Source organism: Collinsella sp. AM31-2AC, from assembly GCF_003469285.1.
GTDB lineage: Bacteria > Actinomycetota > Coriobacteriia > Coriobacteriales > Coriobacteriaceae > Collinsella > Collinsella aerofaciens_AT.
Genome location: NZ_QSJB01000003.1, coordinates 90,212 through 117,193, shown reverse-complemented (window position 1 = coordinate 117,193; position 26,982 = coordinate 90,212). Strand labels below are relative to the sequence as shown.

Annotated in this window: 23 protein-coding genes and 3 tRNA genes; 2 read left to right on the top strand and 24 right to left on the bottom strand. The window is 62.4% G+C overall.

The window, feature by feature from the left end; translation table 11 throughout:
* Nucleotides 1-35: 35 nt before the first annotated feature.
* The 21 genes from gdhA to DW796_RS02160 all read right to left on the bottom strand — a co-directional run bounded on the left by gdhA (nt 36) and on the right by DW796_RS02160 (nt 24,102).
* On the bottom strand, nt 36-1,391 hold the full coding sequence (gene gdhA / locus DW796_RS02255; protein WP_118094122.1) for an NADP-specific glutamate dehydrogenase: 1,356 nt from the start codon (nt 1,389-1,391) through the stop codon (nt 36-38).
* A gap of 257 nt (nt 1,392-1,648) precedes the next feature.
* Nucleotides 1,649-2,044 carry a DUF3343 domain-containing protein gene (locus tag DW796_RS02250; protein WP_158567667.1) on the bottom strand — a complete coding sequence of 132 codons (396 nt, stop codon included), beginning with the start codon at nt 2,042-2,044 and terminating at the stop codon, nt 1,649-1,651.
* A gap of 15 nt (nt 2,045-2,059) precedes the next feature.
* Complete coding sequence (locus DW796_RS02245; RefSeq protein WP_158567666.1) at nt 2,060-2,692, bottom strand: molybdenum cofactor guanylyltransferase; 633 nt, start codon at nt 2,690-2,692, stop codon at nt 2,060-2,062.
* Nucleotides 2,693-2,846: 154 nt separating this feature from the next.
* Nucleotides 2,847-2,943 (bottom strand) — tRNA-Sec (locus DW796_RS10405).
* Between the two features lie 36 nt (nt 2,944-2,979).
* Complete coding sequence (gene selB, locus DW796_RS02240) at nt 2,980-4,947, bottom strand: selenocysteine-specific translation elongation factor (RefSeq protein WP_118094119.1); 1,968 nt, start codon at nt 4,945-4,947, stop codon at nt 2,980-2,982.
* Complete coding sequence (gene selA / locus DW796_RS02235; RefSeq protein ID WP_199579821.1) at nt 4,944-6,401, bottom strand: L-seryl-tRNA(Sec) selenium transferase; 1,458 nt, start codon at nt 6,399-6,401, stop codon at nt 4,944-4,946. The genes selB and selA overlap by 4 nt, the downstream gene beginning before the upstream one ends.
* 52 nt (nt 6,402-6,453) lie before the next feature.
* Nucleotides 6,454-8,571, bottom strand: coding sequence for a molybdopterin-dependent oxidoreductase (locus DW796_RS02230; RefSeq protein ID WP_118094118.1), 2,118 nt, complete (start codon nt 8,569-8,571; stop codon nt 6,454-6,456).
* Nucleotides 8,572-8,692: 121 nt separating this feature from the next.
* On the bottom strand, nt 8,693-9,532 hold the full coding sequence (locus DW796_RS02225) for a formate/nitrite transporter family protein (RefSeq protein WP_118094117.1): 840 nt from the start codon (nt 9,530-9,532) through the stop codon (nt 8,693-8,695).
* A 39-nt stretch (nt 9,533-9,571) separates the two neighbouring features.
* A complete protein-coding gene (gene hycI / locus DW796_RS02220) occupies nt 9,572-10,075 on the bottom strand; it encodes a hydrogenase maturation peptidase HycI (RefSeq protein WP_055286177.1) in 504 nt (167 codons plus the stop codon).
* Nucleotides 10,075-10,656, bottom strand: a complete 582-nt coding sequence (locus DW796_RS02215; protein ID WP_118094116.1) for a formate hydrogenlyase maturation HycH family protein — start codon at nt 10,654-10,656, stop codon at nt 10,075-10,077. The genes hycI and DW796_RS02215 overlap by 1 nt, the downstream gene beginning before the upstream one ends.
* Nucleotides 10,657-11,439 (bottom strand): NADH-quinone oxidoreductase subunit B family protein, encoded by a 783-nt coding sequence (locus DW796_RS02210; protein ID WP_006234107.1) that lies wholly within the window; start codon nt 11,437-11,439, stop codon nt 10,657-10,659.
* 2 nt (nt 11,440-11,441) lie between these two features.
* On the bottom strand, nt 11,442-12,158 hold the full coding sequence (locus DW796_RS02205) for a formate hydrogenlyase complex iron-sulfur subunit (protein ID WP_118094115.1): 717 nt from the start codon (nt 12,156-12,158) through the stop codon (nt 11,442-11,444).
* Nucleotide 12,159: 1 nt separating this feature from the next.
* A complete protein-coding gene (locus tag DW796_RS02200; protein ID WP_118094114.1) occupies nt 12,160-13,932 on the bottom strand; it encodes an NADH-quinone oxidoreductase subunit C in 1,773 nt (590 codons plus the stop codon).
* A 3-nt stretch (nt 13,933-13,935) separates the two neighbouring features.
* The gene (locus DW796_RS02195) at nt 13,936-15,495 is read right to left on the bottom strand and encodes a hydrogenase 4 subunit F (RefSeq protein WP_118094113.1); all 1,560 of its coding nucleotides are present in this window, start codon (nt 15,493-15,495) and stop codon (nt 13,936-13,938) included.
* A 3-nt stretch (nt 15,496-15,498) separates the two neighbouring features.
* On the bottom strand, nt 15,499-16,152 hold the full coding sequence (gene hyfE / locus DW796_RS02190) for a hydrogenase 4 membrane subunit (protein ID WP_118094112.1): 654 nt from the start codon (nt 16,150-16,152) through the stop codon (nt 15,499-15,501).
* A gap of 13 nt (nt 16,153-16,165) precedes the next feature.
* Nucleotides 16,166-17,623 carry a hydrogenase 4 subunit D gene (locus DW796_RS02185; RefSeq protein ID WP_118094111.1) on the bottom strand — a complete coding sequence of 486 codons (1,458 nt, stop codon included), beginning with the start codon at nt 17,621-17,623 and terminating at the stop codon, nt 16,166-16,168.
* A 15-nt stretch (nt 17,624-17,638) separates the two neighbouring features.
* Nucleotides 17,639-18,565: a respiratory chain complex I subunit 1 family protein gene (locus DW796_RS02180; RefSeq protein ID WP_118094110.1), complete on the bottom strand. Its 927-nt coding sequence runs from the start codon at nt 18,563-18,565 to the stop codon at nt 17,639-17,641.
* A 12-nt stretch (nt 18,566-18,577) separates the two neighbouring features.
* A complete protein-coding gene (gene hyfB, locus DW796_RS02175) occupies nt 18,578-20,596 on the bottom strand; it encodes a hydrogenase 4 subunit B (protein ID WP_118094109.1) in 2,019 nt (672 codons plus the stop codon).
* Nucleotides 20,589-21,206: a 4Fe-4S dicluster domain-containing protein gene (locus DW796_RS02170; RefSeq protein ID WP_118094108.1), complete on the bottom strand. Its 618-nt coding sequence runs from the start codon at nt 21,204-21,206 to the stop codon at nt 20,589-20,591. Before DW796_RS02170 ends, hyfB begins: the two co-directional genes overlap by 8 nt.
* A 78-nt stretch (nt 21,207-21,284) precedes the next feature.
* Nucleotides 21,285-23,507 carry a formate dehydrogenase subunit alpha gene (gene fdhF, locus DW796_RS10730; RefSeq protein WP_118094107.1) on the bottom strand — a complete coding sequence of 741 codons (2,223 nt, stop codon included), beginning with the start codon at nt 23,505-23,507 and terminating at the stop codon, nt 21,285-21,287.
* 76 nt (nt 23,508-23,583) lie between these two features.
* Nucleotides 23,584-24,102 carry a 4Fe-4S dicluster domain-containing protein gene (locus DW796_RS02160; RefSeq protein WP_022095206.1) on the bottom strand — a complete coding sequence of 173 codons (519 nt, stop codon included), beginning with the start codon at nt 24,100-24,102 and terminating at the stop codon, nt 23,584-23,586.
* A 427-nt stretch (nt 24,103-24,529) separates the two neighbouring features.
* Between DW796_RS02160 and DW796_RS02155 the strand changes: the two genes are divergently transcribed.
* Complete coding sequence (locus DW796_RS02155) at nt 24,530-24,853, top strand: type II toxin-antitoxin system RelB/DinJ family antitoxin (RefSeq protein WP_099431570.1); 324 nt, start codon at nt 24,530-24,532, stop codon at nt 24,851-24,853.
* Nucleotides 24,846-25,322, top strand: a complete 477-nt coding sequence (locus DW796_RS02150) for a PIN domain-containing protein (protein ID WP_187362354.1) — start codon at nt 24,846-24,848, stop codon at nt 25,320-25,322. The genes DW796_RS02155 and DW796_RS02150 overlap by 8 nt, the downstream gene beginning before the upstream one ends.
* Nucleotides 25,323-25,432: 110 nt before the next feature.
* Here DW796_RS02150 and DW796_RS02145 read toward each other — a convergent pair whose 3' ends face one another.
* From DW796_RS02145 to DW796_RS02135, 3 genes are all read right to left on the bottom strand, one after another.
* Nucleotides 25,433-26,434 carry a hypothetical protein gene (locus tag DW796_RS02145; protein ID WP_147351003.1) on the bottom strand — a complete coding sequence of 334 codons (1,002 nt, stop codon included), beginning with the start codon at nt 26,432-26,434 and terminating at the stop codon, nt 25,433-25,435.
* A gap of 332 nt (nt 26,435-26,766) precedes the next feature.
* Nucleotides 26,767-26,840 (bottom strand) — tRNA-Gly (locus DW796_RS02140).
* 6 nt (nt 26,841-26,846) lie between these two features.
* Nucleotides 26,847-26,923 (bottom strand) — tRNA-Pro (locus DW796_RS02135).
* Nucleotides 26,924-26,982: the final 59 nt, after the last annotated feature.

Below are 26,982 nucleotides of genomic sequence, written 5' to 3'. Positions count from 1 at the left end.
TGGGAGCCTTCTGCGATGCTATATCGAGCGAAGATTTAGCAGACGCCCTGGGCGAGCATGGCGTCGGCGACCTTCAGGAAGCCGGCGATGTTGGCGCCCATGACAAAGTTGCCCTCCTCGCCGTACTCCTTGGCGGTGTCGTCCACGTTGTGGAACATGCCGCGCATGAGCTGCTCGAGCTTGCCGTCGACCTCCTCGAAGGTCCAGGACAGGTGCTCGGCGTTCTGGCTCATCTCCAGGCCGGACACGAGCACGCCGCCGGCGTTGGCAGCCTTACCGGGCATAAAGGCGACGCCGTTCTCCTGGAAGTAGGTCGTGGCCTCGATGGTCGTGGGCATGTTCGCGCCCTCGCCGACCACCTTGCAGCCGTTGGCGACGAGTGCCTGGGCATCCTCGAGCAGCAGCGTGTTCTCGCGAGCGCAGGGCAGCGCGATGTCGCAGGGAAGCTGCCACACGCCGCGGCCGTCGCCCTCGTGCCACACGGCCTTGGGCTTCTCGTCAACGTACATGGCGAGCGTAACGCCCTTGTCGTGGCCGGAGCGCTTCTTGTTGTAGACATGCTCGAGCACGGTGTAGTCGATGCCGTCGGGATCCTCGACCCAACCGTGGGTGTCGGAGCAGGCCAGCACCTTGCCGCCGAGCTGGGAGACCTTCTGGACCGCGTAGATAGCGACGTTACCGGAACCGTGAACGACGACGTTCTTGCCCTCGAAGGAGTCGCCGCGGCTCTTGAGGTACTCGTCCACAAAGTAGACCAAACCGTAGCCGGTGGCCTCGGTACGGGCGAGCGAGCCGCCAAAGGAGAGGCCCTTGCCGGTAAGGACGCCGGTCCACTCGTTGGTCAGGCGCTTGTACTGACCGAACATGTAGGCAACCTCGCGGCCGCCAACGCCCAGGTCGCCGGCGGGAACGTCGGTATTGGGGCCAATGTGGCGATAGAGCTCGGTCATGAAGGACTGGCAGAAGTGCATGATCTCGTTGTTGGACTTGCCCTTGGGGTCAAAGTCAGAGCCGCCCTTGCCACCGCCCATGGGAAGGGTGGTCAGGCTGTTCTTGAGGATCTGCTCCAAGCCCAGGAATTTGAGCATGCCCAGGGTGACCGTCGGGTTAAAGCGCAGGCCGCCCTTGTAGGGTCCAATGGCAGAGTTGAACTCGACGCGGTAGCCGCGGTTGACCTGGACCTTGCCCTGGTCGTCGACCCAGGGAACACGGAACATGACGATGCGCTCGGGCTCGACGAGGCGCTCAAGCAGGGCGACCTCCTCGTACTCGGGATGGGCGTCGAGCGCCGGCTGGATGGTGCCGAGGATCTCGGTCGCGGCCTGGATGAACTCAGGCTGCTCGGGATAGCGGGCCTTGAGCTCGTCGAGAACTTTCTGCGTGTAGCTCATGCTTCCTCCAATTGATGGAAAAGAAAAGTGTCGTTCGAGGCGCCCCATGCGCCCCGAGCTTTATCGAGTATGGATAATATCGCACTGTTGCAGCAAAGTTTCGCATAAGCCGACGAGCAGATGTTTCGTTTTGATTACGATGCAGGTAGAAGCGTTTTTGAGTGCCTGACGCGCAAAACCCGTGTTTCAAACCTGTTTCGTCCACGTGTTCCAAACCACCACATTGAGGACAGGCACCTTTGTGGTGGTTTTGGTGGCTAGAGGACGAGCTGATGGTAGTCGGCGGGGGTTATGCGGCCTTCGGTGGCAGCGCGGAAGGCGGCGAGCGCATCGCCCGAGAACGGCATAGCCCAGCACAGCCCGCAACCTGCGGTAATGGAGCCGGGCAGCGGCATGATGCGCCCGGGCACGCCGGCGGCAAGGCAAAGCTGCTCGCATTCCATCACATTGAAGGTGCTGTCGAACGACACGATGATCTTGCGTTCGTGGTCGAGGGCATCACCGGACGGGCCTTCGCGGTGTGCCTCACGATACGCCGCGGCAGCCGCTTCCTCTTCCGCGGTATGTCCACAGCCACCACATCCGCAGGTACAGGGTTCGGACCCGTCGCAAGTGCAAGGCTCTCCCGTGTCGGGGCAAATATCGTGAGACATGGCATCTCCCATCGTCTAGGCGAGTAACTCGGCCGCCGCAAACTCCTCGGGCGTATTGACGTTCTCGAAGCAGAGCGTCGAGCCCGCGGCCTTAACAATCTGCGGCTCATCCATATAACCAGCCTGAACGCGATTGATCAGGCAGCGAATGCGCTGGCGGTCGCAGGCAAGCAGCTCGTGGGCAACCGGCGCACACGCATCACAGCGCCAGACGGCGCAAAGCGGCTCAATCCCCCGCTCCTCGCGCGGCACGCACACATCGAGCGCCTCGGTCTCGACACGATCGGCAAGCGCGCCGATCAGTTCCGGCGAGACAAACGGCATGTCGCAGGCGACGATCGCCACGAGCGGCAATCGGGCCGCGGCCAACGAGCTCGCGATGCCACGCATGGCACCCGCCGGCCCTTCAAGGTCCGCCACCACATGCGGCACCAAGCCGCCAAACGCGTGCTCCTCAAGATAGGCAAGCTCGCTGGGACGCGACGTCGTCACGACCAGCTCGCCGGCAACCTGAGCCAGGCGGCCCAGCACGCGCTCGATCAAAGGCTCGCCGCAAAACAACATCCGTGCCTTATCGCAGCCCATGCGCGAGGACAGCCCGCCCGCTTGAACGACGCAAGAAAGATCGGCCCGTCTTACGGTAGTCATACGGCAAACCACCCCCATCGGCATGCTCGAAACCCAGTGCACGAAGCTAAATACAGCCGTCGAAATAGCGGCGCTACGAAAAGCTCGTGCAAAAACAAAACAGCGCCTTTGCGGCACGCAGCAAGACCGCGAGCACAAAAGCGCTGGTAGCGTATGGCGGGAACGTATGTGAATCGAACACATCCAAGACGTTTTGCACGCCTCGTAACGGTTTTGAGGACCGCAGAGCCCACCGGAGCCCATCCGTTCCCAAGTGCGGCGGTATTTTACCAAACCGAGCAGTCAATCTAGCGCAGGGAGCGCAGGCCGCCGGCCTCCTTGTCGAGCACTGTAAAGCGCACGGCATCCAGGTGTTCCAAGATGCTGATGGCCCGTTTGCGCGACACGCCCAGGGCCTCGCGCAGCACGCTCGTGGTGGCAGCGCCGCCGGCTGCCTCAATGGCGGCGGCGACGAGCTCGCGCGCATGGGCCTCGGCGGCAGCGGACAGGGCAACGTCGCGCTCGACCTTAACGATCGAGCGGTTGAGCGAAAGCTCGCGCAGGGCACGCGTCATGGTGTCGCGTCCGAGCTGCAGCCGTTCGCCAACCTCGGGAAGCGCCGGTGCATCCAGGCCGGCCTCGTCAAGCAGCGCGACGATCCGCTCGCAAGCCTCTCGCACCACGCGTGCCGCCGCGGCGGCCGAATGTGGATCGAATACCTCGGCGCCCTCGGCGGCGCACACACCACGCGAGCAGCCCTCGGCAATCAGAGCCGCGGCAACGCCTTCATCAGCGGCAGGCCACGCAGCATGGGCAACGGCGCCGGGCGTAAAGCCCGTCTCCTTGGGAGCCGCGGCGTGCATGGCTGACAAGGTCGCTGCCAGTGCATCCATCGCGGCGCCGAGAACCGCGGCGTCCGCGAAGAGGTCCGCATCACCCGCGGCAAGCTTGCGAACGGAGCCCTGCGCCACCAACCCGTGCAGCGCGGCATCGACCTCGCCGGCACCAAGATCCAGCGCCTCGGCAACATCAACCGCCGTAACCGGCAGCGCCTGCAGCGCCAGCAAAGCGGCCACACCGCCCGCGGTATCGCCGACCTCAAGCGCCGCAAACAGCGCGCGCTCGCCGGCAGAAAGCTCGCGCGAGCGACGGCAGCGCGAAAGCAGCACGCGCCCGCCGCCAATAAGCATCACGGGCGAATAGGACAGCACCACGGCATGGTCTCCGGCTCGAAGCGGCAGCGGCTCCTCCAAGCGCACCTGAACAATACGGGTCTCGCCCACCGCCATGGGGGCCTCGCCCTCCATGAACATGATGCGACCGACAACCTCGGCCGTACCCGCCATCACATGCACACGCGCACCCGACTCGAGCACACGCGGCTTGGCACCCTCACGACCCAAATACGTAAACGCCATCATAAAGCGCATCGTCTGGCCAAGGCGGCCCGCCACGCCAAGCATCTCACCGCGATCGAGCGCGGCGACGGCATCGCCCACCAGGTTGAGCGCCACACGCTGACCAGGCAGCGCGCGCGGCGTATCGCCATGCACTTGAATCCCGCGCACGCGGCAGACCGTACGCGAAGGCAGCGCGACGAGCTCATCCCCCACCGCGACGGGCGCATCGTGCAACGTTCCCGTCACCACGGTGCCGGCGCCCTTGATCGTAAAGCAGCGGTCGATGGGCAGACGCGGTGCGGCATCGGTGAGCTCGGCACGGGCACGGCAGGAATCCCAGCAAGCGGCAACCTGCTCGTCGAGCGCAGCCAGTAGGTCATCGATTCCCGCGCCGGTCTTGGATGACACGGGCACGATCGGCGCGTCCGCAAACACGGTACCCGACAAAAAGTCATCGACATCGAGCTCGGCAAGCTCGGTCATCTCGGCGTCGGCCAGGTCGCACATCGTCAGCGCGACCACCATATGCGTGACGCCCAGCAGCTCCAGCACATGCACGTGCTCGCGGGTCTGCGGCATCACGCCCTCGACGGCCGAAACCACCAGCACGGCCACGTCGATACCCGTGGCGCCCTGCACCATGGCGCGCAAGTAATGCGCATGGCCCGGCACGTCGACCAGGCCAACGATCTTGCCACTCGGCAGCGCCAGCTCACCAAAGCCAAGCTCAACGGTCATGCCGCGACGACGTTCAACTTCCAGGCGGTCGGGGTTTTTACCCGTCAGCGCCTCGATGAGCGCCGACTTACCGTGGTCAACATGTCCCGCCGTACCTACGATAACGGGACACTCCACCAGTGCTTGAACCTCACTCATCGAGCAATCGCCCTCTCAACGCACGCGACAAACGTCGATGCCGCCGTCTCGATATCGCGGTCGCCCACGAGCGTGCGCACATCAAACAGAATGCGGTCGTGCGAGGCGCGCGTGACGACCGGCGTATCGAAGTCTTGAACGAGCGAGCGTTTGAGCGCGTCGACGGACAGGCGCTCGTCAACAAGACGCACGGCAACGCACATCGTGGGCAACTCCACGGTAGGCAGCGAGCCGCCACCGGGGGCCGACGATTCCTCGACGATTTCCACCTGCACGGCACACGGGCAGCCAGCCTTATCGAGCCCGGCGACCATACGATCGCGCAGCTTGCGGGCACGTCGTTCCAAATGGGCCTGCGGCAGCGTGAGCATGCTGAGCACCGGAATATCGCGATGGGCCACGTCGGCGCCGTCCATGTAGATGCGCAGTGTGGCCTCGAGCGCCGTGAGCGCCAACTTGCCCGGACGCAGAGCGCGCATGAGCGGATGTGCGCCGCAGGCCTGGACCAGATCGCGACGGCCCATGATAATGCCCGCCTGTGCGGCACCGAGCAGCTTATCGCCCGAGCACGACACCACATCGAGCCCCGCCGAAACCGAAGCCGGCGTGGGTTCCTCGCCGCCGCGCACCAAGATGTCATCGGGCAGCAGCGCGCCCGAACCCTGGTCCTCGTAGAACAGCAGGCCATGCTTGTGAGCAAGCGCCGCAAGCTCCCGAGAACCCACCTCCTCGTGGAAACCCTCGATGCGATAGTTAGAAGGATGGACCTTAAGGATCATCGCCGTATCGGGCGTGATGGCACGCTCGTAGTCGACCAGATGCGTGCGGTTGGTGGCCCCGACCTCGACGAGCTTGGCACCCGAGGCCTCCATGACGTCGGGAATACGGAAGCTGCCGCCGATCTCAACAAGCTCGCCACGGCTGACTATGACCTCTTTGCCCGCGGCATGGGTTGCCAGCACCAGCAGCACCGCAGCGGCGTTGTTGTTGACCACGAGCGCGTCCTCGGCACCGGTGAGCGAGCGGATCAGTTGCGCGGCGTGCTCCTTGCGCGACCCGCGCGAACAGGTGTCAACGCTGTACTCGAGCGTGCTATACCCGCGCGCAACCTCGGCCACGGCCTTTGCCGCCGACTCCGCAAGCGGGGCACGGCCCAGATTGGTATGGATGACCACACCCGTGGCGTTGACGGCGGGACGCAGGCTCGGCAGCGCGGAGCGATGCGCACGCCACTCGATGGCCGAGGCCAGTTCGCGCTTGGAACGCGGGGCGGCACCGGCGCGAATCGCGGCGCGCTCCTCGTCGAGCTCGGCCGTCACGGCAGCATGGACCACCGCGTCGCAGGTCTCCCCCGCCGCCTTCACCACCGGCCACTCGGCAAGCAGCTCGTTGACGGAAGGAATGGCGCGCAGGCGGGCGCGCACCTCATCGGACATGTTCTGGCTATCGCTCATGTGCGGCCTTTCAAAAGAAACGTGGATCAGTCAAATACATCAGCTGAGTCAATTACTCGTCATTATCCTCGCGCGCCGCGATCTTTTCCACGCGAACGGCGTTTTCCTGGGTGAGCGCAGCACCCGTCAACGGGTCCCAACGTAACGGCGTATGGTCGAGCGGGCCCACGCCCAAGGCTTGAGCGCCACCGGCATCGGCACCAAACGAACGCCCACCGGGGGCGGCCGAGGTGAAGATGCACGCCGGATGCAGATACGGCGTCGTCTCCACGCGCACGCGGTCGCGGCCCATATCACTCACGAGTTCGACGATCTCGCCGTCGGCGATGCCCATGTGCGCGGCAGCATCGGCATTCATCTGCACGGCATCCAGGTCCGACCCAGCCTCGGCGGCACCTTGGGCTGCAAGCCTTCGCGAGGTATGCGACTCAAAGGGACGGTTGCCGCTAATGAGGCGAAACATCCCCGGGCCCGGCTCCACCATGGGGGCGATCCAGTTGGGTACACGACCCAGGCCAGCTCGTTCCCATACGTCGCTTGCCAGCGCAATTTTGCCGCCATCCAAGGGAATCGCCGGCTCGCCCGTGCGCGACGGCAACGCAACACCCGTGTCGGCCCAGCCGCGCTCCTTGAGCTCGTCCAGATCGATCCCAAAAGGCGCCACCTGGGCAGCCGCCAGGTCGTCAGACGTAAACCGGAAGTACTCGCCAGCCCCACACGCCTGCGCCAGACCGGCAAAAATCTCCCGACCGGGACGTGTGTCGTCATGCTGCACAGGCAGCACGGCGTTGCGGTAGAACACCCGCGAATCGTTGGCACCCACGACTGTGCCCACACCGCGGTCGGCCTCCAGATACGTCACATCGGGCAGCACGAAGTCAGAAGCGCGCGCTGTCTCGGACCAGCGGATATCAATCGTCACGAGCAAGTCGAGCTGCTGCAAAATACCCAACCACGCTCCGGCGTTGCCATAGCCTGCCCCGGGATTGCTAGCATAGACGATGAGCCCGCACAAATCGCCGGCCAGTATCGACTGACCGATGGTCGTGCACAGGCCGCGCACCGGATCGACCAGTGGATAGCGCTCGGACCCCAGCTTGGGCCCGCGAGGCACCGGCGGCATCGCAAAGCGTGCGGGATCGAGGTCGCCCAACACAAGCGGTGTGGACGGGTTGAGGGCACCGCCCGCGTGTCCGATGCAGCCCAGCAGCACATCGACCAAGCAGATAGCGCGCGCGGTCTGAGTGCTATTGGCATACGCGATACCGATGCCACCATGAAAGCCCGCATCCACCACAGCGGCAGGCGCGGCGGCAGCGAGATCGCGCGCCGTGGCGACAATCTCTGCGGCCGGCACGTCGCACATCGACTCGGCCCACTCGGGCGTCCAAGCACGGGCCGCCTGCGCCAGCTCGTCAAAGCCTGTGGTATAGCGGGCAACAAACTCGTGATCGTACAGGCCCTCGGCAATCAAGACATGGGCAATGCCCAGCAGCAAGGCCAGGTCGCAGCCCGGGCGCACGCGCAGCCAGCGGTCGGCAAGCGCAGCCGAGCCGCTGCGCCGGGGGTCGACAACGATGATCTTCGCCCCGCGCCGGCGTGCATCGTTGAGCGCATCAACGGACCCCATCGTCGACGAATCGACAATGGAACGCCCCAGGTACATGATGCAATCGGTATGTGCCAGGTCGGAAGCGGGGCTGTAGCCTAGGCTGTGCTCCCAGCCGGTGAGACGGCTTACCTCGCAGGCACCGTCGGCGCCATACACGTTGGGCGAGCCCAGCGCATGCATAAAGCGATGCGCCCAGTAGCGGTCGAACGAGGGCACGCCAAGCGTCATGCCCAGCGCACGCGGACCACACTCGTCAATAATCCCCCCAAGGCGCGCCGCAATCTGCGCGAACGCCTCGTCCCACGAAATCGCATCGAACCCCGAGCCATCAGCTCGCCGACGCATGGGGTGCACGATGCGGTCGCGCTCGTCAAACGGCATTGCCAGGCGATGCCGTCCGCGGGCGCACAGGGCACGCGCAGCGCACGGGTGCCCCGGCACCGGCAACTCGGCCACCACGCAGCCGTCCTCAACGCGTGCCGCAAAGGCACAATCGGCATAGCATCCCCCGCATGTGGTCACCACGGCGCGACCGTCACGCTCCACAGCAGATGCCATCTCGATTACCCCTTTCACCAGCCAAACACAACAGGTCAACAGCCCAGCAACGAGCCCAGACCAAAAAAGCCTCCCGCACGGCAACGCCCCGCGGGAGGCCCGACGTCAAACAGACGGTACCTTACGCCTCGGACTTCTTGGCGTAGATAAACCAGTAGCCGAGCGCGACCAGAACCGCGCCGCCCACGATGTTGCCCAGCGTGGCGGCGGACAGGTTAAACGCAATGCCCGCAGCGTTGAGCGCATCGGCGCCGGCGACGTCAGCACCATAGCCGCACGCGTGCATCACGGCACCCATGGGCAAAAAGTACATGTTGGCAACGCAGTGCTCAAAACCGCAGGCCACAAAGGCAGCGATCGGCAGCAAAATACCCACGACCTTATCGACCACGGTCTTGCCGGCGGTACCGATCCACACGGCCAGGCACACAAAGATGTTGCACAGGATGCCGCGGAAGAAGATCGTCACCCAGTCGATCGTCACCTTGCCGGCGGCGACGCTCACCATGGAATTGGCAACCGCCTCGCCGTTGAGCTTGTAAATGCCGGCCATGTACACCAAAAAGACAATGAACAGAGCACCGACAAAATTACCGACCCATACGACGACCCAAGCCTTGAGCATCTGAGCCAGGGTGATCTTTTTGCTCTTGAGCGCGCAGACCATAAGAGAATTGCCGGTGAACAGCTCGGCGCCGCACACCAGTACCAGCACCAGGCCCAGGCAAAAGCACAGGCCGCCCACGACGCGCTGGGCACCCCAACCGAGCGTGCTGTCGCTCAAAAACACCGTAAAGAACAGGCCGCCGAAGGCGATAAAAGCACCGGCGAACATTGCCAACAGAAAGGCCTTAGCGACCGGCAGGTTAGCCTTGGTCACGCCGGCGGTCTCGGTCTTGGCCTCGATCGCGGCGGGCGCCAGGCATTCGGGAGCGGGGTACTCCACCTTGGAATCTGCCATGTCAATCACTTCTTTCCTAATCAGCAGAGACAAGCGCTCCTATTGCTCTTGCCCCAAGCGGACAAAGTGGGAAAAGTCGTTGGCGGCCACGGCGTCGTACACGGCGTCGACGGCGTCAAAGACTTCCGGGGACATGGGGTTGTAGAACTCCGTGTCGCCCGGCTGAATCCCGACGAAGACGATATCATCGCACGATTGCTCGATTTCCTCGATCAGAATCGACAAGGGAAGCGAATGCGTGGTGAACATCGACTTGCGGGCCACATCGCGCTTGTCGAGCAAGCGGATGGACCCGACGGGCAGCGCCATGTCGGCGGCATCGACCAAGACCAGGCGAGGCGGACGCTCGCGCTTGACCTCGATGATGTCATCCTCGGGCGTTTGGCCGCCGTCGATGGTGTACCAACCGGCGATGGGTGCGTCCTCCATCTTTTTGGAGAGCACGGGGCCGGCGGCATCGTCGGCACGCAGTACGCTTCCCGCCGTGAGCACGATACCCGCAAACGGGGCTCCGTTCACACGTCCATCCACAACGCGACCCATTACTGCAACCTCCCCGTCAGATACACGCCCGACACATCGCGCACGCGCTCAACCAGATCGCGAAACTTCATTAAGAACGCGACCTGCTGGGCATGCAGGCCAAAGTCGTCGTCGAACACCGAGATGCCGGCCTTGGCCGACCCGCGAAAACCGCGCTCGTCGAGCAACGCATCGCAGGCCTCGAGCAGCGACGGCACCGCCGCCTTGTCGAGCTGGCACTCACCAAAGGAGCGGATGGCCTCAAACTTGGTTTTGGCCTCCCCCTCCGGCAGCGCGTCGACGAGCGAATAGAAGACGTTCACCGGCACCGACAGGCGCGGCTCAAAGCAGTCGAGCACGCCGGTGTGGTGGCCCACGGCGAGCGTGTAGTACAGCACGTCGCAGGCCTCCTGGGGAACGTCTTCCTCGGTCTCCACAAACTTACGCGTGAGCTCGTAGAAGACCACCTGGTCGGGCGCATGGCCCAGGCAGGGGTCGACGACGCCCTCGGCGGCCTCGTCGCTTGCGCGCGAGGCATCGCCAAAGGAGCCGCCGAGCATGCCGGGGCCCGCAAAGTAACCAGAGCGGTCCGTGAGTTCCATCTAGCGACCTCCGGCCAGCACCAGATCCTGCAGCGCCGAGTACACCTCGACGCGGCGCGGATCGTCCTGCTTGTCGATGAGCAGCGCCATGGCACCGCGGATATCGCCCTTGGGCGCACCCTCGAGCGTATCCATAAACTCGTTGGCCAGGTCGCGGCCATAACGGTAACCGCTCATGGCGCGAGCCTCGCGCTCGATGGCAACACGCAGCTTGTACGGCACGCCGGGGTGCAGGATATCGGCCTGCTCGCCAGCGGCCTCCACCGTGGTCTCGGCATGGAGCTTTTGGTCCAGCAGGCCAAGTGCCATGGCAAAGCCGTAGACGGTCTGCGCAGGGCTGGGCGGGCAGCCGGGGATGTAGACATCGACCGGCAGAATCTTGTCCGTGCCGCCCCAGACGCAGTAGTTGTCGTAGAAGATGCCGCCGGTGCAGCCGCACGCGCCATAGGACACCACGATCTTGGGATCGGGTGCGGCCTCAAAGGCGCGCAGCGCCGGCATGCGCATGGCGCGCGTCACGGCGCCGGTGTACAGCAGCACATCGGCGTGACGGGGCGAGGGCACGACCTTGATACCAAAGCGCTCGACGTCGAAGACGGGCGTGATGGAACCGAAGATCTCGATCTCGCAGCCGTTGCAGCCGCCGCAGTCAACACGGTAGACGTACACCGAGCGCTTGATCTTCTTAAGAAGGGTCGCCTTGGCCTTCTCGATGCTCTCGTCGAGCTCGATCTTGGTCGGGCGGTACTGGAGCCGCTCGGGCAAAAGCGTGGGTTCGGCCATGGTTACTCCTCCTTCGTTTCAAAATCCATGATGATGCCCTCGACCGGCGCAGGACCGGCGGGAATCTCGGGCGCATCGGGGTTGAGCTCGCGGTCGATATACTCCGGATTCACACCGTGGCCGCCCAGATACTCCATGCAGGGGCCCTGGGGCTCACCGGACGCAAGCGTCTCGTTGGCAGCCATGCCGCGCGCGTTACCGGTCTTTACGGCCGAGGCGGCGCGCAGGGCGTCGAGCTCGCGCTTGCACTCCTGGCACATACCAACGGTACGGGCAGCCTGGATGGCCTCCATGCCGCCGGCCTTTTGCAGCAGGCGCTTGGCGTAGTCGATCTCCTTGTGCGGGGCAAACGGCTTACCGCAACGCGAGCAGTGCTCGAGCGTATAGACGCTCTTGCTGGTGAGGTCGTCCTTGCTCATGACGGCCAGCTCAAACTCCTCGGTGAGCTTGATGGCCTCCATGGGGCAGGCTTCCTCACAGCGGCCACAGAAGATGCAGCGACCGTAGTCAATCGACCAGGTGATGGTATCGGCCGCAAGGTCGGTGTCCATGCGAATGGCATCGGCCGGGCACGCCACGCCGCAGGCACCGCAGGCGATGCAGAGCTCCGCGTTGTGCTCGGGCTTGCCGCGCATGTCCTTGTTGGTGGGGAACGGCGCAAACGGGTACTTGACCGTCGCGTCGCCGGCCTTGGCGTTGACCTTCCAAAGCTTCAGCATATTAGAGCGCCTCCTCATCGAGCGGAGCGGCCATGGTGCCCTCGCCCGCAAGCGGCGACTTGTCGCGCCAGACGTTCTCGAACTGCTCCTTGTCGAGCACGTGGTCGCGCTTGGCGGCGACATCGGTCACCGTCACACGGTCGGTGCAGGAGTAGCACGGGTCGAGCGAACCGACGATCAGCGCCGCGTCGCCCACGGTGTTGCCGCGGAACATGTAGCGCAGGACCGGCCAGTTGCTGTACGTGGCGGCCTTGGCGCGCCAGCGGTAGCACTTCTGGTTGTTGCCGAGCATCGCCCAGTGCACATCCTCGCCGCGCGGCGCCTCGGTGGCGCCGATGGCGTACTTGTGCGGGGTGTACTCCCAATCCGTGGTGAGGATGGGGCCCGACGGGCAGTTCTCGAGCATGGTCTCGATCATGTCGATCGAATCGTAGACCTCCTGGATGCGAACGGCGGTACGGCCGAAGGCATCGCAGGTGTCGGCCGTGGCGGCGTGCATCTTTTGGACGTCCGGATCGGCGTAGCCGTCGAAGGGGTGGTCAAAACGCACGTCGCGGGCATAGCCCGAGCCACGCATGAGCGGGCCGACCGGCGAGAAATCGCGTGCGATCTTGCGGTCCAAGATGCCAATGCCACTCGTACGCTCAATAAAGTTGGGCGTGGAGAGCAAGACGTCGACGAGTTCCTGAACCTCGGAGCGCAGCTGGTGGATGGTCGTAAGCGTGGAAAGCTTCTGCTCGGCCAAAATGTCTCGACGCACGCCGCCGATCACGTTGAGACCGTAGGTCTTACGGTGACCGGAGAGCTTCTCGGCCAGGTCCATGGACTTCTCGCGGACGCGGAAGAACTGCTGGAAGCCGGAGTCGAAGCCCGTGTAGTGCGATGCGAGGCCAATGTTGAGCAGATGCGAGTGCAGGCGCTCGACCTCGAGCATGATAGCGCGGATGTACTGGGCGCGCGGCGGGACATGAATGCCCTGGGCGCGCTCGACGGCCTCGGCATAGGCCACCGAGTGGGCGCAGCCGCAGATGCCGCAGATACGGTCGGCGAGGAACGTCACGGCATCATAGTTCAGGCGCGTCTCGGCAACCTTCTCCATGCCGCGGTGCACGTAGAACAGACGGTAGTCGGCGTCGACGATCGTCTCGCCCTCAACGAACAGACGGAAGTGGCCGGGCTCGTCGGAGGTAATGTGCAACGGGCCCATGGGGACGAGCGTCGTCTCCTTGCCCTTGGTATCGGCCAAGAACTCGTAGTTTTCCATATCGCTCGCGGGAGCGGGACGGAAGCGGTAGTCCATGGAGTCCTTGCGCAGCGGGTACAGGCCGCTGGGCCAATCGTCGGGCAGCACCAGGCGACGACGATCGGGCAGACCCTCGGGAATCAGGCCGAACATGTCGCGCAGCTCGCGCTCGCCCCACACGCAGGCGGGGACGAACGGCGTCACGGACGGGAACGTCATCTTGGCGGGATCGACCTCGGTGCGCACGGTCACCCAGCCGGGGTCCTCCCCCTCCATGGAGATGACGTAGTACACGGCGTAGCGGCCGCACAGGCTGCGCTCGTCGTTGCCGACGATCACGGGGATCCAGCCGTAGCGCTCGTAATACAGGTAGTGGACGGCCTCGGGCAGCTTGTCCTGCTTGACGGTAATCGTCAGCTGGTCCTCGCACTGCCACTCGACCTTCTCGATGCAGCCCGGAACGGCGCGGCGCAGGGCCTCGACATGGCTCTCGCAGCGGCGGGCATACACCTTGTTCTCAGTTTCAATCATTCGTTACTCCACCTCGCTCTGAGCGGTCTCGGTACCGAACACAGCGCGGTACATCGGCGTCGCGTGAAGTTCCTCGGTGCTCTGCTCGAGCACGATGCCGGTCGCGGTCTCCACACCGTGCACGAGGGGCAGCGGGGTGGCGATGCCAAACCACAAGATCATTACAGCCAGGATGATTTCGGGGATAAGCATGAGCGCCGGGGCCTCATGCTTGCCCATGCCCTGGGGCGCATGGCCGAATACCGACTTGAGTGCGATGCGGGTGAGCGCGGAGATGGCCACGGTAAGACCGAGGGCGACCACGACGACCAGCCACATGGGACCGGCGGTAACACCGGCGACAAAAGTCAGGAACTCGGAGATAAACATGCCAAAGGGCGGGAAGGCGGCAAGACCGAGCAGCGCCAGGATGGCGAGCGCGGCGGTTGCGGGGGCAACCTCGACGACACCCTGGATCTTGGCCAGGCTACGCGTGCCAAAGGCGTGCTGGATATTGCCGGACACGCAGAAGGCAAGCGTCTTGGTAAAGCCGTGGAACACGCAGTGCAGCAGGGCCGCGGCGATACCCAGCGGGCCACCGATACCCAGGCACAGGGCGATAACGCCCACGTTCTCCACAGACGAGTACGCAAAGCGGCGCTTGAGGTCGTCCTGGCGAAACATCGAAAGTGCCGCCACCAAAATGGACAGCGTGCCGACGATCAGCAGCAAAAGTTGCGGATACTCGGCGCCCACGGCCTGGATAGTAAAGCCGTAGAAGCGCATGATCACAAGCATGGCGCACTTAAGCAGCACGCCCGAGAGCAGGGCCGAGACAGGGCTCGGGGCCTGGGAGTGGGCATCGGGCAGCCAAGTGTGCATGGGGAACAGACCGGCCTTGGTGCCAAAGCCGATCACGATAAACGCAAAGGCGAGGCGCATGAGCGTCGGGTCGAACTGGTCGGCATACGGCAGCACGCACGACAGGAACGCGGCCTCGTGGGCGTTGGGAATCACGTCAGCTGCGTTGGCGTAGATCAGCAGCGTACCGAACAGGCCAAAGGCCACGCCGGCGGTGCAGACCATCGCATACTTCCAAGAAGCCTCGAGGGCCGTCTTGTTCTTGTAGATACCCACGAGGAACACGGTGGAAAGCGTGGTTGCCTCCACGGCGGCCCACGTGAGGATCATGTTGTTGGACAGGCACGCGAGCAGCATGGTGAACACAAACAGGCTAAACAGCGCAAAATACTGCTTGGCGCGCTCGGCGGGCATGGAGCCCTCCTCGATATCGGCCTTTACATAGGGCAGCGAGAACAGTCCCGTAAGAAAACCGATAAAGCCGATGAGCATCACAAAGATGGCGCCCAGCGAATCGAGGTGGAACCACAGGCCAAGAGCGCTCGCGGTGTCGCCGCTCATAAGGACGTCACCGGCCGTCATAATCGACAGCACCAGGACGGCTGCGACGGAGACCAGGTTGAGACCGGCAAACACGTTATAGGACGTGTTCTTGGGCAAAAACGCCATGACCAGCGAGAACACCAAAGGAGTCGCGAGCAGGGCGAGAATCAACGTTTCCATGGACTACCCCCTCAGCTCGGACAGGTCGCGCGCATCGAGCAAGTGGGAGTCGTCCCAAATGCGACGCACGACGATGGACATGATGATGACGGCAAAGATGGCGTCGGTGGCGATGCCGATCTCGATGATCTCGGGAGCGGTGGGGGCCAAAAGCGCGAGCGTCACATGGCTGCCGTTTTCCATAAGGCAGTATCCAAAGATCTGCTTCATGATGTTGCGCTGCGAGATGATGCAGGTGAGGCCCACAAAGAAGTGAGCGAAGCTAATGGCGAGCGCAGGCGTTGCGACCTCGGCCGTGGGCAGGCTGATCTGCGTCACGACGGCAAAGCAGATCGCGACCTCCACGGCGATGATGCAGATGGCCCACGCGGGCTTAAGGCCGGCCTTGAGCGATGCGTCGCTCGGCTCGCCCATCTTCTTATATGCGCGGTTGAGGATATAAGGGACCAGGACGACCTTGGTGATAAAGGCAGATCCGGCCCACATAAGCAGCTCCTGCGCACCGGTGGTGGCACCGAGCGTGGCGAGCAGCCCCACGAGCACCAGCGACTGCACCGCATACCAACGGATGGCGTGCTTGATGTTCTTGGAGACGACCACCATGGTGGACGTGACGATCAGAAGGCCGCCAAGGATGTTGACGATCGAATAACCCATGTCGTTCTACCTCCTAACCGATCCAGCTGGCCGAAAGCGGACCGCTGACGATGACCATGATGATGAGCACGATGAACACGAACGCCATCGCGCGGGGAAGCGGGGCTCCCGCAGCGACCTCTTCGCTCGGCTCGCCGGGCAGGCAATAGCCCATCCACTTAAGGAACCAGGCGAAGGTGGCGACGGTTTCGGCGACCATGATGCACACGAGCACCAGGATCGCGACATTGCCGGCACCCACGGAAAAGCCGCCGGCGATGATCTGAAACTTCGAGAAGAACGTGTTCATGGGCGGCACGCCGGCAATGGCGAGTGCCGCGACACCAAAGCCCACGCCCGAGATCGGGTACTTCTTCACGATGCCGCGAAGCTTGGGCAGCATACGCGTGCCGAGCGTAAAGGAGAACGAACCGGCGATCAGGAAGAACAGCGTCTTGGCGAAGGCGTGGTTAAAGATGTGGCACACGGCGCCATCAAAGGCCAGCTGGCTGCCAAAGACCGAAAGGCCCAGACCAAAGAACACATAGGAGAGCTGGGCGATCGTGGAGAAGGCCAGCAGGCGCTTCATGTCCTTTTGCGGCAGGTACATAAGGAAACCAAAGAGCATGGTGACCATGGCGTCGATAATGGCGACCCAGCCCACGATCTCGGGAATCTCGCCGGCAGAGACGAGCGCACGCGCGAACACGCACACGCCGACCTTAACCATCGAGGCGCCATGCAGGTAGGCCGAAACAGGCGTCGGCGCCTCCATGGCCGAAGGCAGCCACATGTACATGGGAACCTGTGCGGACTTGGCCCAGGCCGCAAACAGCACGAGCAAAAGGACGATAGCCTTGAGCTTGGCGTCGAGGCCGGCAATCGCGGTAATGGCGAAGGTGCCGGTGTGGGCAAACACGATGGCGGCGCCCAGATACAGGCCGAGCGCACCGATATGCGTAATGATCAGGGCCTTCATGCCGGCCTTCTTGGCCGTAGGCGACATGTAGTAGCTAATGAGGCCCCAAGAGCACGCACCCGTGATCTCAAAGAACACGAGCTGGCCCAAAAGGGTCGAGCTGTACACGAGACCGGCCATGGCACCGATGAAGGTCGCGAGGTACGCGTAGAAGCGACGACGCGGTGCGTCGGGGTGCTCACGGTTATTCTCGCTCATATAGGGAATCGAATAGATCACGACAAGCAGGCCGATACCCACAAAGGCGGGCGCGAGCAGCGTGCTCATGCGATCGAAGGTGAATCCCATGACGAGGGTCTGCCCAAACGAGATCAGGGGGACCTGCGTGTCGGGCATGCCGGCGCCGGCGAAATTCGCGGCGAGGGCGATGGTGCAGGCCGTCGAGACGGCGGCACCCAAAACGCTGAACCACTTGGCGTACGGACGGGGGAACAGGGCGACGAGCACCGAGGCCACCATCGGGGCCGCGATAGCGACCAAGCCGAGAAGGGACAGACTGACTGCAAATGACATTGTTTCTCCCTTCTCCTACACGCCGACGACCACGAAGACAAACGCCAGAACGGCGATGCCCACGACGGCCCAGGTCTGATTGCCAAGTACCTTAAAGCGCGAACGCGAGCAGGAGTTCTCGATCACGCCGCACACGACAAAGTCGACCAGGCACTTAACAAGGAAGATGACCGCGCCCAGAACAGCGGCGGCACCCACGGTCGCGGGCTCGCCCCAGGGGACGAAGATCGCGCAGAACCAGGCGACGACCAGGACCTGCTTCATGGACATGGCGAGCTTGGCCATGGCGAGCGACGGGCCGGAAAGCTCGGCGAGCGGACCTTCCTGAAGCTCCTGCTCGGCCTCGGCCTGGTCAAACGGCAGCTTGCCGAGTTCCATGTAGCAGGCGATCGCAAAGGCGATGCCGGCGAGGATCACGGCGACCGGCGCGTCGACGGCGCCCGCCATGATGTGCTGACCCATGGTGGCGATGTCGGTGGAACCGCACACCAGGGCGGCGGCAAACAGCGCAAGCAGCATGGACGGCTCGATGAGCACGCTCATGAGCAGCTCGCGAACGCCACCGATACCGGCGTAGGCGTTGGACGAATCCACACCGCAGAGGGCGAAGAAGAAGCGTGCGAGCGCCAGGCTGTACATGATGGTGATGGCGTCACCAAAGACCGGGATGGGGCTTTGCGCCGTAAAGAGCGGCAGGCCCATCGCGAGCATAAAGGCGACGGCGAAGAACAGCGGCGGCATGATGCGCAGCGCAAAGCTCGCATCCTCGCTCTGGGACTCGGGGCGCGCAAAGAGCTTGGCCAGGTCGCGGTAGTCCTGCATGATGCTGGGGCCGCGACGGTTGTGCATCTTGGCGCGAATCACGCGGCCGAGACCGGAGAAGAACGGCGCGACGGCCATGACGACCACGCCCTGCAGAACGGCAAGTACGATGTTGTTCATGCTCTCCCCTCCTTAACCCATTTGCACGGCGAGCACGAGGAACACCACGAGTGCCGCGACGATGTAGCAGATATAGATGCTGTAGTTGCCGCCCTCGAGCTTAGTCGCGAGGTCGGCGAGCTTCTCGACACCCTTATGCGGGGCATCGACGAGAACCTTGTCGGGTACGGGCTCCACAGCCTCGGCCACACCGGTGAGCTTCTGGAAGAAGTGTGCGACGGACCAGCAGACGGCCGTGCAGCGGTCGCGCAGCGTGTAGAGCGGCTGCATAAACCAGGACACCTCGGAGGCAAAGGTCGTGGCCACGACGGGCATATGCTCGTTGGGAGCATAGCCGCATGCCCACGGCTGGGACTTCTGCACCTTGCCGACGGTCTTGAGCTTGCGATAGCCGCAGGCAAGGCCGACGAGCACCACGAGCGCAATGGCGATCGCGGGCGTGGAGGTGGCAGCGCCGGAGTACTGGTTCATGAGCTCCATGCCCTCGGCGACAAACACGCCACCGTACGGATGCAGTACGGACGCGGCGACATCGACCAGCACGGGCGCGATCACGGGAGCGCCGATGCCCAGCACGACGCAGATGGCCGCGAGCAGGCCCTGTGCAAACACCATGGGGGCGGGAACCTCCTTGGCATTGGCCGCGGCCTCGGAGCGGGGCGCGGAGGCAAAGGAGACGCCATAGGCCTTGACGAAGCACGTGACAGCCAGCGCGCCGGTAATGGCAAGCGCGACGGCAGCGAACACGGCCACGATCATGACGGCCTTGTCGCCCTGCATGGCGGCGTTAAAGAGCGACTGGTAGGTAAACCACTCGGACACAAAGCCGTTGAAGGGCGGGATGGCCGAGATGGCAAGCGCGCCAATAAGGAAGCAGATGGCCGTTGCCGGCATACGACGGAACAGACCGCCCATCTTCTCCATATTGCGCGTACCCGTGGAGTACAGCAGCGCACCGGCGCCCAAGAACAGCTCGCCCTTAAACATCGCGTGGTTAAACGTGTGGTAGAGGGCGGCCATCAGAGCCAGGACGGCGATGCCGACCGAGTTGAGCGCCATGGCGGCCATGGAGGCGCCGACGCCGAGCAGAATGATGCCGATGTTCTCGACGGAGTGATAGGCCAGCAGGCGCTTGATGTCATGCTCCTGCAGTGCGAAGGCCACGCCGAGAACCGACGAGATCGCACCGAAGACCATGACCATAAGGCCCCACCAGACCTGAACGCCCGAGGCGGAGAGCAGGTCGAGACCCACCTTGAGGATGCCGAAGATACCAATCTTGATCATGCCGCCGGACATGAGGGCACTCACGTTGGACGGCGCCTCGGGATGTGCCTTGGGCAGCCAGCCGTGCAGCGGGATGATACCGGCCTTGGCACCAAAGCCAAAGAAGGCGAGCACGAAGCACACGGATGCGACCGCGGGGCTAAACTGCGTAGCGCGGAAATCCGCAAAGGCAAACGAACCACCGGCGAAGTTGGTCATGGTGAGGAAGCTCGCCATGATGAGCACAAAGCCCACGTGCGCGATTACAAAGTAGAGCCAACCGCCATGGATGGAGTTCTCATTCTCCTCGATCACGACCAGGAAGTACGAGGTCAGCGACATGAGCTCAAAGGCGACCAGGAACCAAAACACGTTGTCAGCAGTGATGACGAGCATCATGGACGCCACGAAGGTGTTAAAGAAGAAGCCAGCGCGGCCCCTTTTGCCCGGGTACTCATCAAAGTAGTTGAGACCGTAGATCGAACCGGCAAACGCGAGCACCGAGATGAGCGCCACGAACAGGCCGGACAGCTGATTGAGCAGCAGCTGGAAATGGGCAAACGGGAAGAACACGATGGTGTCGACCGACGTGACATCGCCCAGCATGGCCTGGATACCGGCCACAAACGAAAGCACCGCAGCGACGGCGCCGATAAGGCAGCCGGCGGTCTTGGCGGCATTATCGGCCTTGATCAGCAGAACCGAGGCGAGCGCACCGATGCACGAGACGGCAAGCGATGCGATAAACAGCGTCATGCTATCCATTGTTTACGCTCCCTTCTGCTTTCTCGGACAGGCCCTGGGCCACGGCGGTAACGTCGACAGTCGGGCCGTTTTCGATCGAGCGCAGGCGCTTGGCCTCGTCGAGCTCGCGATCGGCCGCGCCGCCCATGACGGTCAGCGCCTTGGTGGGGCACGCCGCCACGCAATGCGGGCCGTCCGGATCGAAGGCGCACAGGTCGCACTTGACAGCGCAGGTGTACTGGCCAGGAGCCCACGTAAGCAGGCTGCTCAGGGACTTAGGATACGAAGGCGTCGGGTCGCACATGCCTGCGACACCGGCGATAGACGTGCCATCGGGATGGATGGCTCCAAAGGGGCACGCGATGGCGCACAGCCTGCACCCGACGCACTCCTGCTCCTTGACGTGGATGCGGTCGCCATCGTGCTCGATGGCATTCACCGGGCAAACCTCGGCGCAGGGGGCACCCTCGCAATGGTGGCAGGCAAGGGCGGCCGAAATACCGCCGGTCTTCACGAGCGCCAGGCGCGGCGTATCCTGAAGACCCTGCATCCGGTGGGCGTCGGCACAGGCGGACTGGCATGTTCCGCAGCCGATGCACCTCTCCGGGTTGATGTCGATGAAGCGGTTCATCCCCACTTCCTTTCAAAATAACGGGCCGGGCTCCCGAACGTACGGGACGCCCGGCCCAAAAAGCCAACGAGAACGGGACTACACGATTTGATTCACGTGCGTCTCGTCGTCGAACTTGGCGGCGCCGGGCTCAACGTCCTGGGGAGCGGCGGCGTCAACCAGAGCCTGCTTGAGCTCGGTGTACTGACGCTCGACTTCGCCCTCGGCCCAAACCTGGTCGGCAATGGCGTCGACCTGGCAGGCAGAGAACTTGTCCTCGGGCGTATGCGAGACCGGGTCGACCTTGTGCATGGTCAGCTCGTTGCACTTGCCGATCCACCACTGGTAGGTCATATAGACCGTGCCCTTGTTGATACGGTCGCTCACGTCGGCGCGGCTGTATACCTGGCCGCGGCGGCTGTGAATCGAGACGATGTCGCCGTTCTTGATGCCGCGCGCCTGGGCGTCCGCGGGATTCATGCGGACAAAGCCGGGCTCGTCGGCAAGCAGCGCCAGCGTCTTGCAGTTGCCGGTCATCGAGCGGCAGCTGTAGTGGCCGACCTCGCGGACGGTGCACAGGATGAGTGGGTACTCATCGTCGGGAAGCTCGGAGGGCGCCTCCCAGTCGTGCGCCATCAGGTTGGCGCGGCCGTCCTTGGTGGTGAACTTGCCACCAGCGAACATGTCGGCCGTACCGTGGTCGTTCACATCGGTGCTCTTGACGGGCCACTGAGCGTAACCGCCCTCGGGAGCCATCTTCTCGTAGGTTGCGCCCACAAAGTTGGGGCACAGGCTAATGCACTCGTTCCAGATCTGCTCGGTGTTGTCGTAGTGCATGGGGTAGCCCATGCGCGTGGACAGGTCCGCGAAGATCTCCCAGTCGTGGCGGCACTCGCCCTTGGGCGGAACGGCCGCGTCAAAGTGCTGGAAGCTACGGTCGGATGCGGTAAAGACACCCTCGTGCTCGCCCCAAGAGGTGGCAGGCAGGATGACGTCGGCGAGCATGGTCGTCTGCGTCATAAAGATGTCCTGGCAAATGAACAGATCCAGCTCGGAGAGCGTCTTGCGCATACCGGCCGAATCGGGCTCGGTCTGTACCGGGTCCTCGCCGTAGTTGTAGAAGCAGTGCACCTTGCCCTCGTCGACCAGGTGGCCCAGGTCGGTGAGCTTATAGCCCTCCTCGAGCGGGAGCTTTTCCTCGGGCACGCCCCAAGCCTTGGCAAACTTGGCACGCACAGCCGGGTCGGTGACCTTCTGGTAGCCAGGGTACAGGTTGGGCAGCATGCCCATATCGCAGGAGCCCTGGACGTTATTCTGACCGCGCACGGGCGCGAGGCCGGAATTGGGTTTGCCGATCTGGCCGGCAACGCAGGCGATGGAGGCGATGGTGTGCACCGTCTTCAGGTTCTGCTTCTGCTGGCATACGCCCATGCCCCAGCCAATGATGGCAGAAGGCTTCGCCGTGGCGTACATCTCGGCAGCTTGGTGGATCAGCGCGGGATCGACACCCGTGATGTCCTGTACGGATTCGGGAGTGTAGTTCTTGATGGTCTCCCACCACTCGTCAAAGCCGTTCGTGTGCTCGGCGACGAATTCCTTGTCGTAGAGGCCATCGTTGACCAGACAGTTGGCAAAGGCGTTGAGGAACGCAACATTGCAACCGTTCTTGATCGGAAGGTAGAGATCGGCGATACGCGCGGTTTCGATATGGCGCGGGTCGGCGACGATGATCTTGCAACCCTTTTCTTTGGCTCGCACGATACGCCTTGCGACGATGGGGTGCGAATCGGCAGGGTTATAGCCGAAGAGGAAAATGCAGCCCGCATCCTCCATACCGGGGATGGAGCATGACATGCAACCTGAACCAACCGTGTCCATCAGACCGAGGACAGTAGGGCCGTGTCAAGTACGAGCGCAGTTGTCTACGCTGTGGGTGCCGATGCACGCACGCGTAAACTTCTGCATGACGTAGTTCGCCTCATTGCCGCCGCCTCGCGAAGAGCCGGTGGTCATGACAGCGTTAGGACCATATTCGTCAATTATGGCCTGCATCTTAGATGCGGTGAAATCCAGTGCCTCGTCCCAGCTTACGCGCTCAAGATCCGCGCCCTTGGTGCGGCGGATCATCGGGTGCAGTACGCGAGGAGTCAAGATCTTGGTGTCGTTGATGAAGTCGTAGCCGCTCATGCCCTTAAGGCACAGCTCGCCCTGATTGGTGATGCCGTTGAGCGGTTCGGTACCCACGACCTGGCCGTTTTGGACCAAGAGGTTAAACTGGCAACCGGCACCGCAGTACGGGCAGATCACTTTATGCTTCTCCATGACACCCTCCTTCCTTTCTCTGCTACCGATTAATCGGTACGTATTTGACAATCGTCGGGCCTGTATGGCCGCCCGCCTACGCCTCGTTTTCGATGGTGGCGCGGGCACGCTCGGCGGTCAGTTCCGCCAGGCGCTCCTCGTCTACCAGGGTGAGGCCCTTAGTCGGGCACGCCTCGGCACACGCCGGACCGCCGGGACGGTCCACGCACAGGTCGCACTTGAGCACGAAGCTCTTAGTCTGCGAACCCACGCGCACGTCGCCCATCAAGACGGGGACCTGCGTGGTCGCCACGCTCACGGCGCCAAAGGGGCAGGCCATGACGCAGCTCTTGCAGCCGATGCAGTTGTCCTCGTTGACGCCGATGCGATGGTTCTTTGGATCAAAGAACAAGGCACCCGTGGGGCAGGCCTTAGCGCACGGGGCATCCTCGCAGTGATGGCAAGCCACCGGTGCGGAGATCTCGTACGTACGCGTCACGCGCAGACGCGGCGCGGCAATGTTGCCGGGGATGTCGTGTGCCTCGATACACGCTGCCATGCAGGTTTGACACCCAATGCAGCGCGAGGAATCGGCTACGACTCGTTTATTGCCCATGTTGTTCACTCCCTCCTGAATCCCATGCCGGAGAGACCCTGTCGACGTTGCCCCGGACCGCCCGTGGTCCGGCATCGGCGTATCGAGAGCATGCGGCGAAACAGGCACTCGGTAGAATATCTCCAACGGTATACAGGTTAAATATACGCAGTTGCAGGGGGTAAACTTGAGCATAGGCCCTGCATTACGAGTGTATTGCAGGGGTTTGGGCTGGTTAGGATTATTCTCAATAGGATATAAAAGCGAGTGTATTACACGCGTACGTCCGAGAGAGATTTTGCGCCATTTCTGAAGGATGTAGTACGTTTGTAATATCGTTTACACTCAATTACTCGAGTGCAATAAAGTAGTTGTTATAAAATTGGCAATTACTAGCCGAAGCTGTATTTGACTATTCATATTGCACGCTCATTAAGGGAGGCCAGTGATGTCATCGACTCAAAAACGAGCCATCCTGCAGGTGCGCATTCGCGAGGAAGACAAGCAGCATGCCGAGCGTCTCTACGACGCCATGGGCACATCGCTCGCCGAGGCTGTCCGTCTATTTGTCGCGCAGAGCATTTTGATGCGCAAGCTCCCCTTTCAGCCGGTCGCCGTGCGCTCAAAGGACGGCACCGCCGCCTATGGATCGCTCAAAGCATATGGGGACCCCAATCGCCGCTCCAAGGAGCGCAATGCCTGGATTGAATACCTTGCTACAGAAAGCGACGATTCGATTTTGGGTCCCGAGGAAGTAGATATCCATGAGTAGCACCATCATCGACGAGACCGTCATCCTGCGCTATCTGCTCGACGACGACGAGGTCCTGTCGCCGCGCGCCGCCAAGGTCATCGCCACGCGCACCGCTCGTGTCTACCCCGAGATCATCACGCGCGTCGTGGTCACGCTGCGCGACGTCTATAAGGTTCCACGCGTTGAGATTGCTGCGGCCATGAAAAGGCTGATCGATGACGTCATGGTCGACGAGCCCACCGTTGTCGCCCTTGCCGTCAAACTCTTTGGCAAGACCCATATGGACTTTACCGACTGCCTCCTCGCAGCCCGAACAGCCATCTACAACGATGATGTCGTGAGCTTTGGCAAGCCCATCATCCAAGGCATGATCGATTACCGCCGCAAGCGCCAAACCGCAGCCGACGCCCGCGACCGCGCCGCCGAAGCCCGCAGCCACGGCACCGACGCCACCATCGACAAGCTCCGCCACCACGGTCGCCACTAACCCCATCCCCTCCTAAGTTGCGGTGAAATACGGACTGATTTATGCCTTTAAAGGCCTCAACAGTCCGTATTTCACCGCAACTTATTGAAGGTGGACCGCGAACGATTTCGCTATCGGGATTCGGCGTAGGGTTTTGTTGTCGGAATGCCGTAACCGCGCATCATGGCACCGAACGATTCTACGTCGTAGGTGTCCGAGAGTTTGAAATGAATGACGTTGTGGCCCATGGCGCGAAGGTTCGCGTCGCGCATGAGGGCCGCTCGATACGTTTTTGCCGCCGCCCGCTCTGGATCATTTTGAGCCTCGTCTTCAAACTTGCCTAGCCCATGCAGCTCTGCCAGCGTCCATGAGCCGTCTGGCATCTGCCAGCCATAATCTGCTAGATAATAGCCAACGTTTCCCGGTCGCGTTATCTCAACTTGAAGCTCGGGCGCGGCAACCCCAGCGAGAATCATCGCTGCTCTCGCCTCAGACTCGCCGCCATTGTCTGACCTGCCGTCCATAAACTCAAAAACGTCAAAAGCACGCGCGATGCCATGTAACCCTCGACAATTTGCCTGCGCATATGCTCGCAGCTCTTCGCGTTCGACATCGTACTCACGGGCCAAGCCATCGACATAGCCCAGCGCATAGCGAAAGGCGCTCGTTCGAGCGATATCAACAACCGTTCGACACGGATCCGTCAGTGTAAACAGACCTAGCCCCCACACTTCGCCCGCCCGCCAGCGCTTGTATTCAACGAACTCGTACGTATCACGCCTTGTAGACCGTGGCAGCAGTACTTGCACTTTATCCAGAAGCGTATACGCCGAGCCGATGCCGTAGAGCAGCGCTGCTGTCGATCCGCAAAACACAGCATCCGGTTCAACGACCGCAATAGCGGATGCCAGCTGAAAGATGCGATCTTCAACCCCAAGATTATTCCAATAGACCGGATCCGCATACACGTGGTTGTAAAGACGAAGCATGAGCTCTTCCTGCATAAGCTCACGCGCACGGCGTTCATCCCAAGGATCAATTGTTATAAGCAGCTGTCCATCTTGATGAATTCCAACGGCCGAGAATAGCATCCTTGCATATGACTGCGGAAAATGTTTGCCTTTATCGAGCATGGCCAACCCCATAACCATCATGGCGGAGAGAATACCATTACGCTATCGCATGCTTCCGTCCGCAGGCCTTGCCAAAAGCTGACCAAAAGCTTGACGCCGCAGGTCAAAGCTTCAAAAAATATTTCCACTCTCGGTAGACGGTCGCTACGACCCTCCCAACGGCATCAAAATCCAACCTTACAAATCGTTGCGGTGAAATACGGACTACATGGGCCATAAAAGCCGAAAAACAGTCCGTAATTCACCGCAACTTAGGAGGGGATGTGGGGTCCCGGCATGCATATGAAAACAGCTCTGGTCCCAAAAGGAGCCAGAGCCGTTCGTCTATCTAATGGAGCGGGCGACGGGAATCGAACCCGCGTCATCAGCTTGGAAGGCTGGGGTTCTACCATTGAACTACGCCCGCAAGATATGGTCGGGACGACAGGATTTGAACCTGCGACATCCTGCTCCCAAAGCAGGCGCGCTACCAAACTGCGCCACGTCCCGAAGGTGTTGAGCAGCTAAGGTCTAAACCTTGCGTGTCCCAAAGCGAAGGAAATTATAGG

What these genes read in the sequence shown, in the direction of transcription:
- DW796_RS02250 (WP_158567667.1), bottom strand. Translation starts at nt 2,044, where the DNA reads ATGTCTCACGATATTTGCCCCGACACGGGAGAGCCTTGCACTTGCGAC.
- DW796_RS02185 (WP_118094111.1), bottom strand. Translation starts at nt 17,623, where the DNA reads ATGTCATTTGCAGTCAGTCTGTCCCTTCTCGGCTTGGTCGCTATCGCG.
- DW796_RS02230 (WP_118094118.1), bottom strand. Translation starts at nt 8,571, where the DNA reads ATGGCATCTGCTGTGGAGCGTGACGGTCGCGCCGTGGTGACCACATGC.
- hyfB (WP_118094109.1), bottom strand. Translation starts at nt 20,596, where the DNA reads ATGGATAGCATGACGCTGTTTATCGCATCGCTTGCCGTCTCGTGCATC.
- DW796_RS02180 (WP_118094110.1), bottom strand. Translation starts at nt 18,565, where the DNA reads ATGAACAACATCGTACTTGCCGTTCTGCAGGGCGTGGTCGTCATGGCC.
- DW796_RS02245 (WP_158567666.1), bottom strand. Translation starts at nt 2,692, where the DNA reads ATGACTACCGTAAGACGGGCCGATCTTTCTTGCGTCGTTCAAGCGGGC.
- DW796_RS02150 (WP_187362354.1), top strand. Translation starts at nt 24,846, where the DNA reads ATGAGTAGCACCATCATCGACGAGACCGTCATCCTGCGCTATCTGCTC.
- hyfE (WP_118094112.1), bottom strand. Translation starts at nt 16,152, where the DNA reads ATGGGTTATTCGATCGTCAACATCCTTGGCGGCCTTCTGATCGTCACG.
- DW796_RS02225 (WP_118094117.1), bottom strand. Translation starts at nt 9,532, where the DNA reads ATGGCAGATTCCAAGGTGGAGTACCCCGCTCCCGAATGCCTGGCGCCC.
- DW796_RS02160 (WP_022095206.1), bottom strand. Translation starts at nt 24,102, where the DNA reads ATGGGCAATAAACGAGTCGTAGCCGATTCCTCGCGCTGCATTGGGTGT.
- gdhA (WP_118094122.1), bottom strand. Translation starts at nt 1,391, where the DNA reads ATGAGCTACACGCAGAAAGTTCTCGACGAGCTCAAGGCCCGCTATCCC.
- DW796_RS02170 (WP_118094108.1), bottom strand. Translation starts at nt 21,206, where the DNA reads ATGAACCGCTTCATCGACATCAACCCGGAGAGGTGCATCGGCTGCGGA.
- DW796_RS02155 (WP_099431570.1), top strand. Translation starts at nt 24,530, where the DNA reads ATGTCATCGACTCAAAAACGAGCCATCCTGCAGGTGCGCATTCGCGAG.
- DW796_RS02215 (WP_118094116.1), bottom strand. Translation starts at nt 10,656, where the DNA reads ATGGAACTCACGGACCGCTCTGGTTACTTTGCGGGCCCCGGCATGCTC.
- DW796_RS02200 (WP_118094114.1), bottom strand. Translation starts at nt 13,932, where the DNA reads ATGATTGAAACTGAGAACAAGGTGTATGCCCGCCGCTGCGAGAGCCAT.
- DW796_RS02210 (WP_006234107.1), bottom strand. Translation starts at nt 11,439, where the DNA reads ATGGCCGAACCCACGCTTTTGCCCGAGCGGCTCCAGTACCGCCCGACC.
- selB (WP_118094119.1), bottom strand. Translation starts at nt 4,947, where the DNA reads ATGAGTGAGGTTCAAGCACTGGTGGAGTGTCCCGTTATCGTAGGTACG.
- hycI (WP_055286177.1), bottom strand. Translation starts at nt 10,075, where the DNA reads ATGGGTCGCGTTGTGGATGGACGTGTGAACGGAGCCCCGTTTGCGGGT.
- DW796_RS02145 (WP_147351003.1), bottom strand. Translation starts at nt 26,434, where the DNA reads ATGCTCGATAAAGGCAAACATTTTCCGCAGTCATATGCAAGGATGCTA.
- DW796_RS02205 (WP_118094115.1), bottom strand. Translation starts at nt 12,158, where the DNA reads ATGCTGAAGCTTTGGAAGGTCAACGCCAAGGCCGGCGACGCGACGGTC.
- DW796_RS02195 (WP_118094113.1), bottom strand. Translation starts at nt 15,495, where the DNA reads ATGGAAACGTTGATTCTCGCCCTGCTCGCGACTCCTTTGGTGTTCTCG.
- selA (WP_199579821.1), bottom strand. Translation starts at nt 6,401, where the DNA reads ATGAGCGATAGCCAGAACATGTCCGATGAGGTGCGCGCCCGCCTGCGC.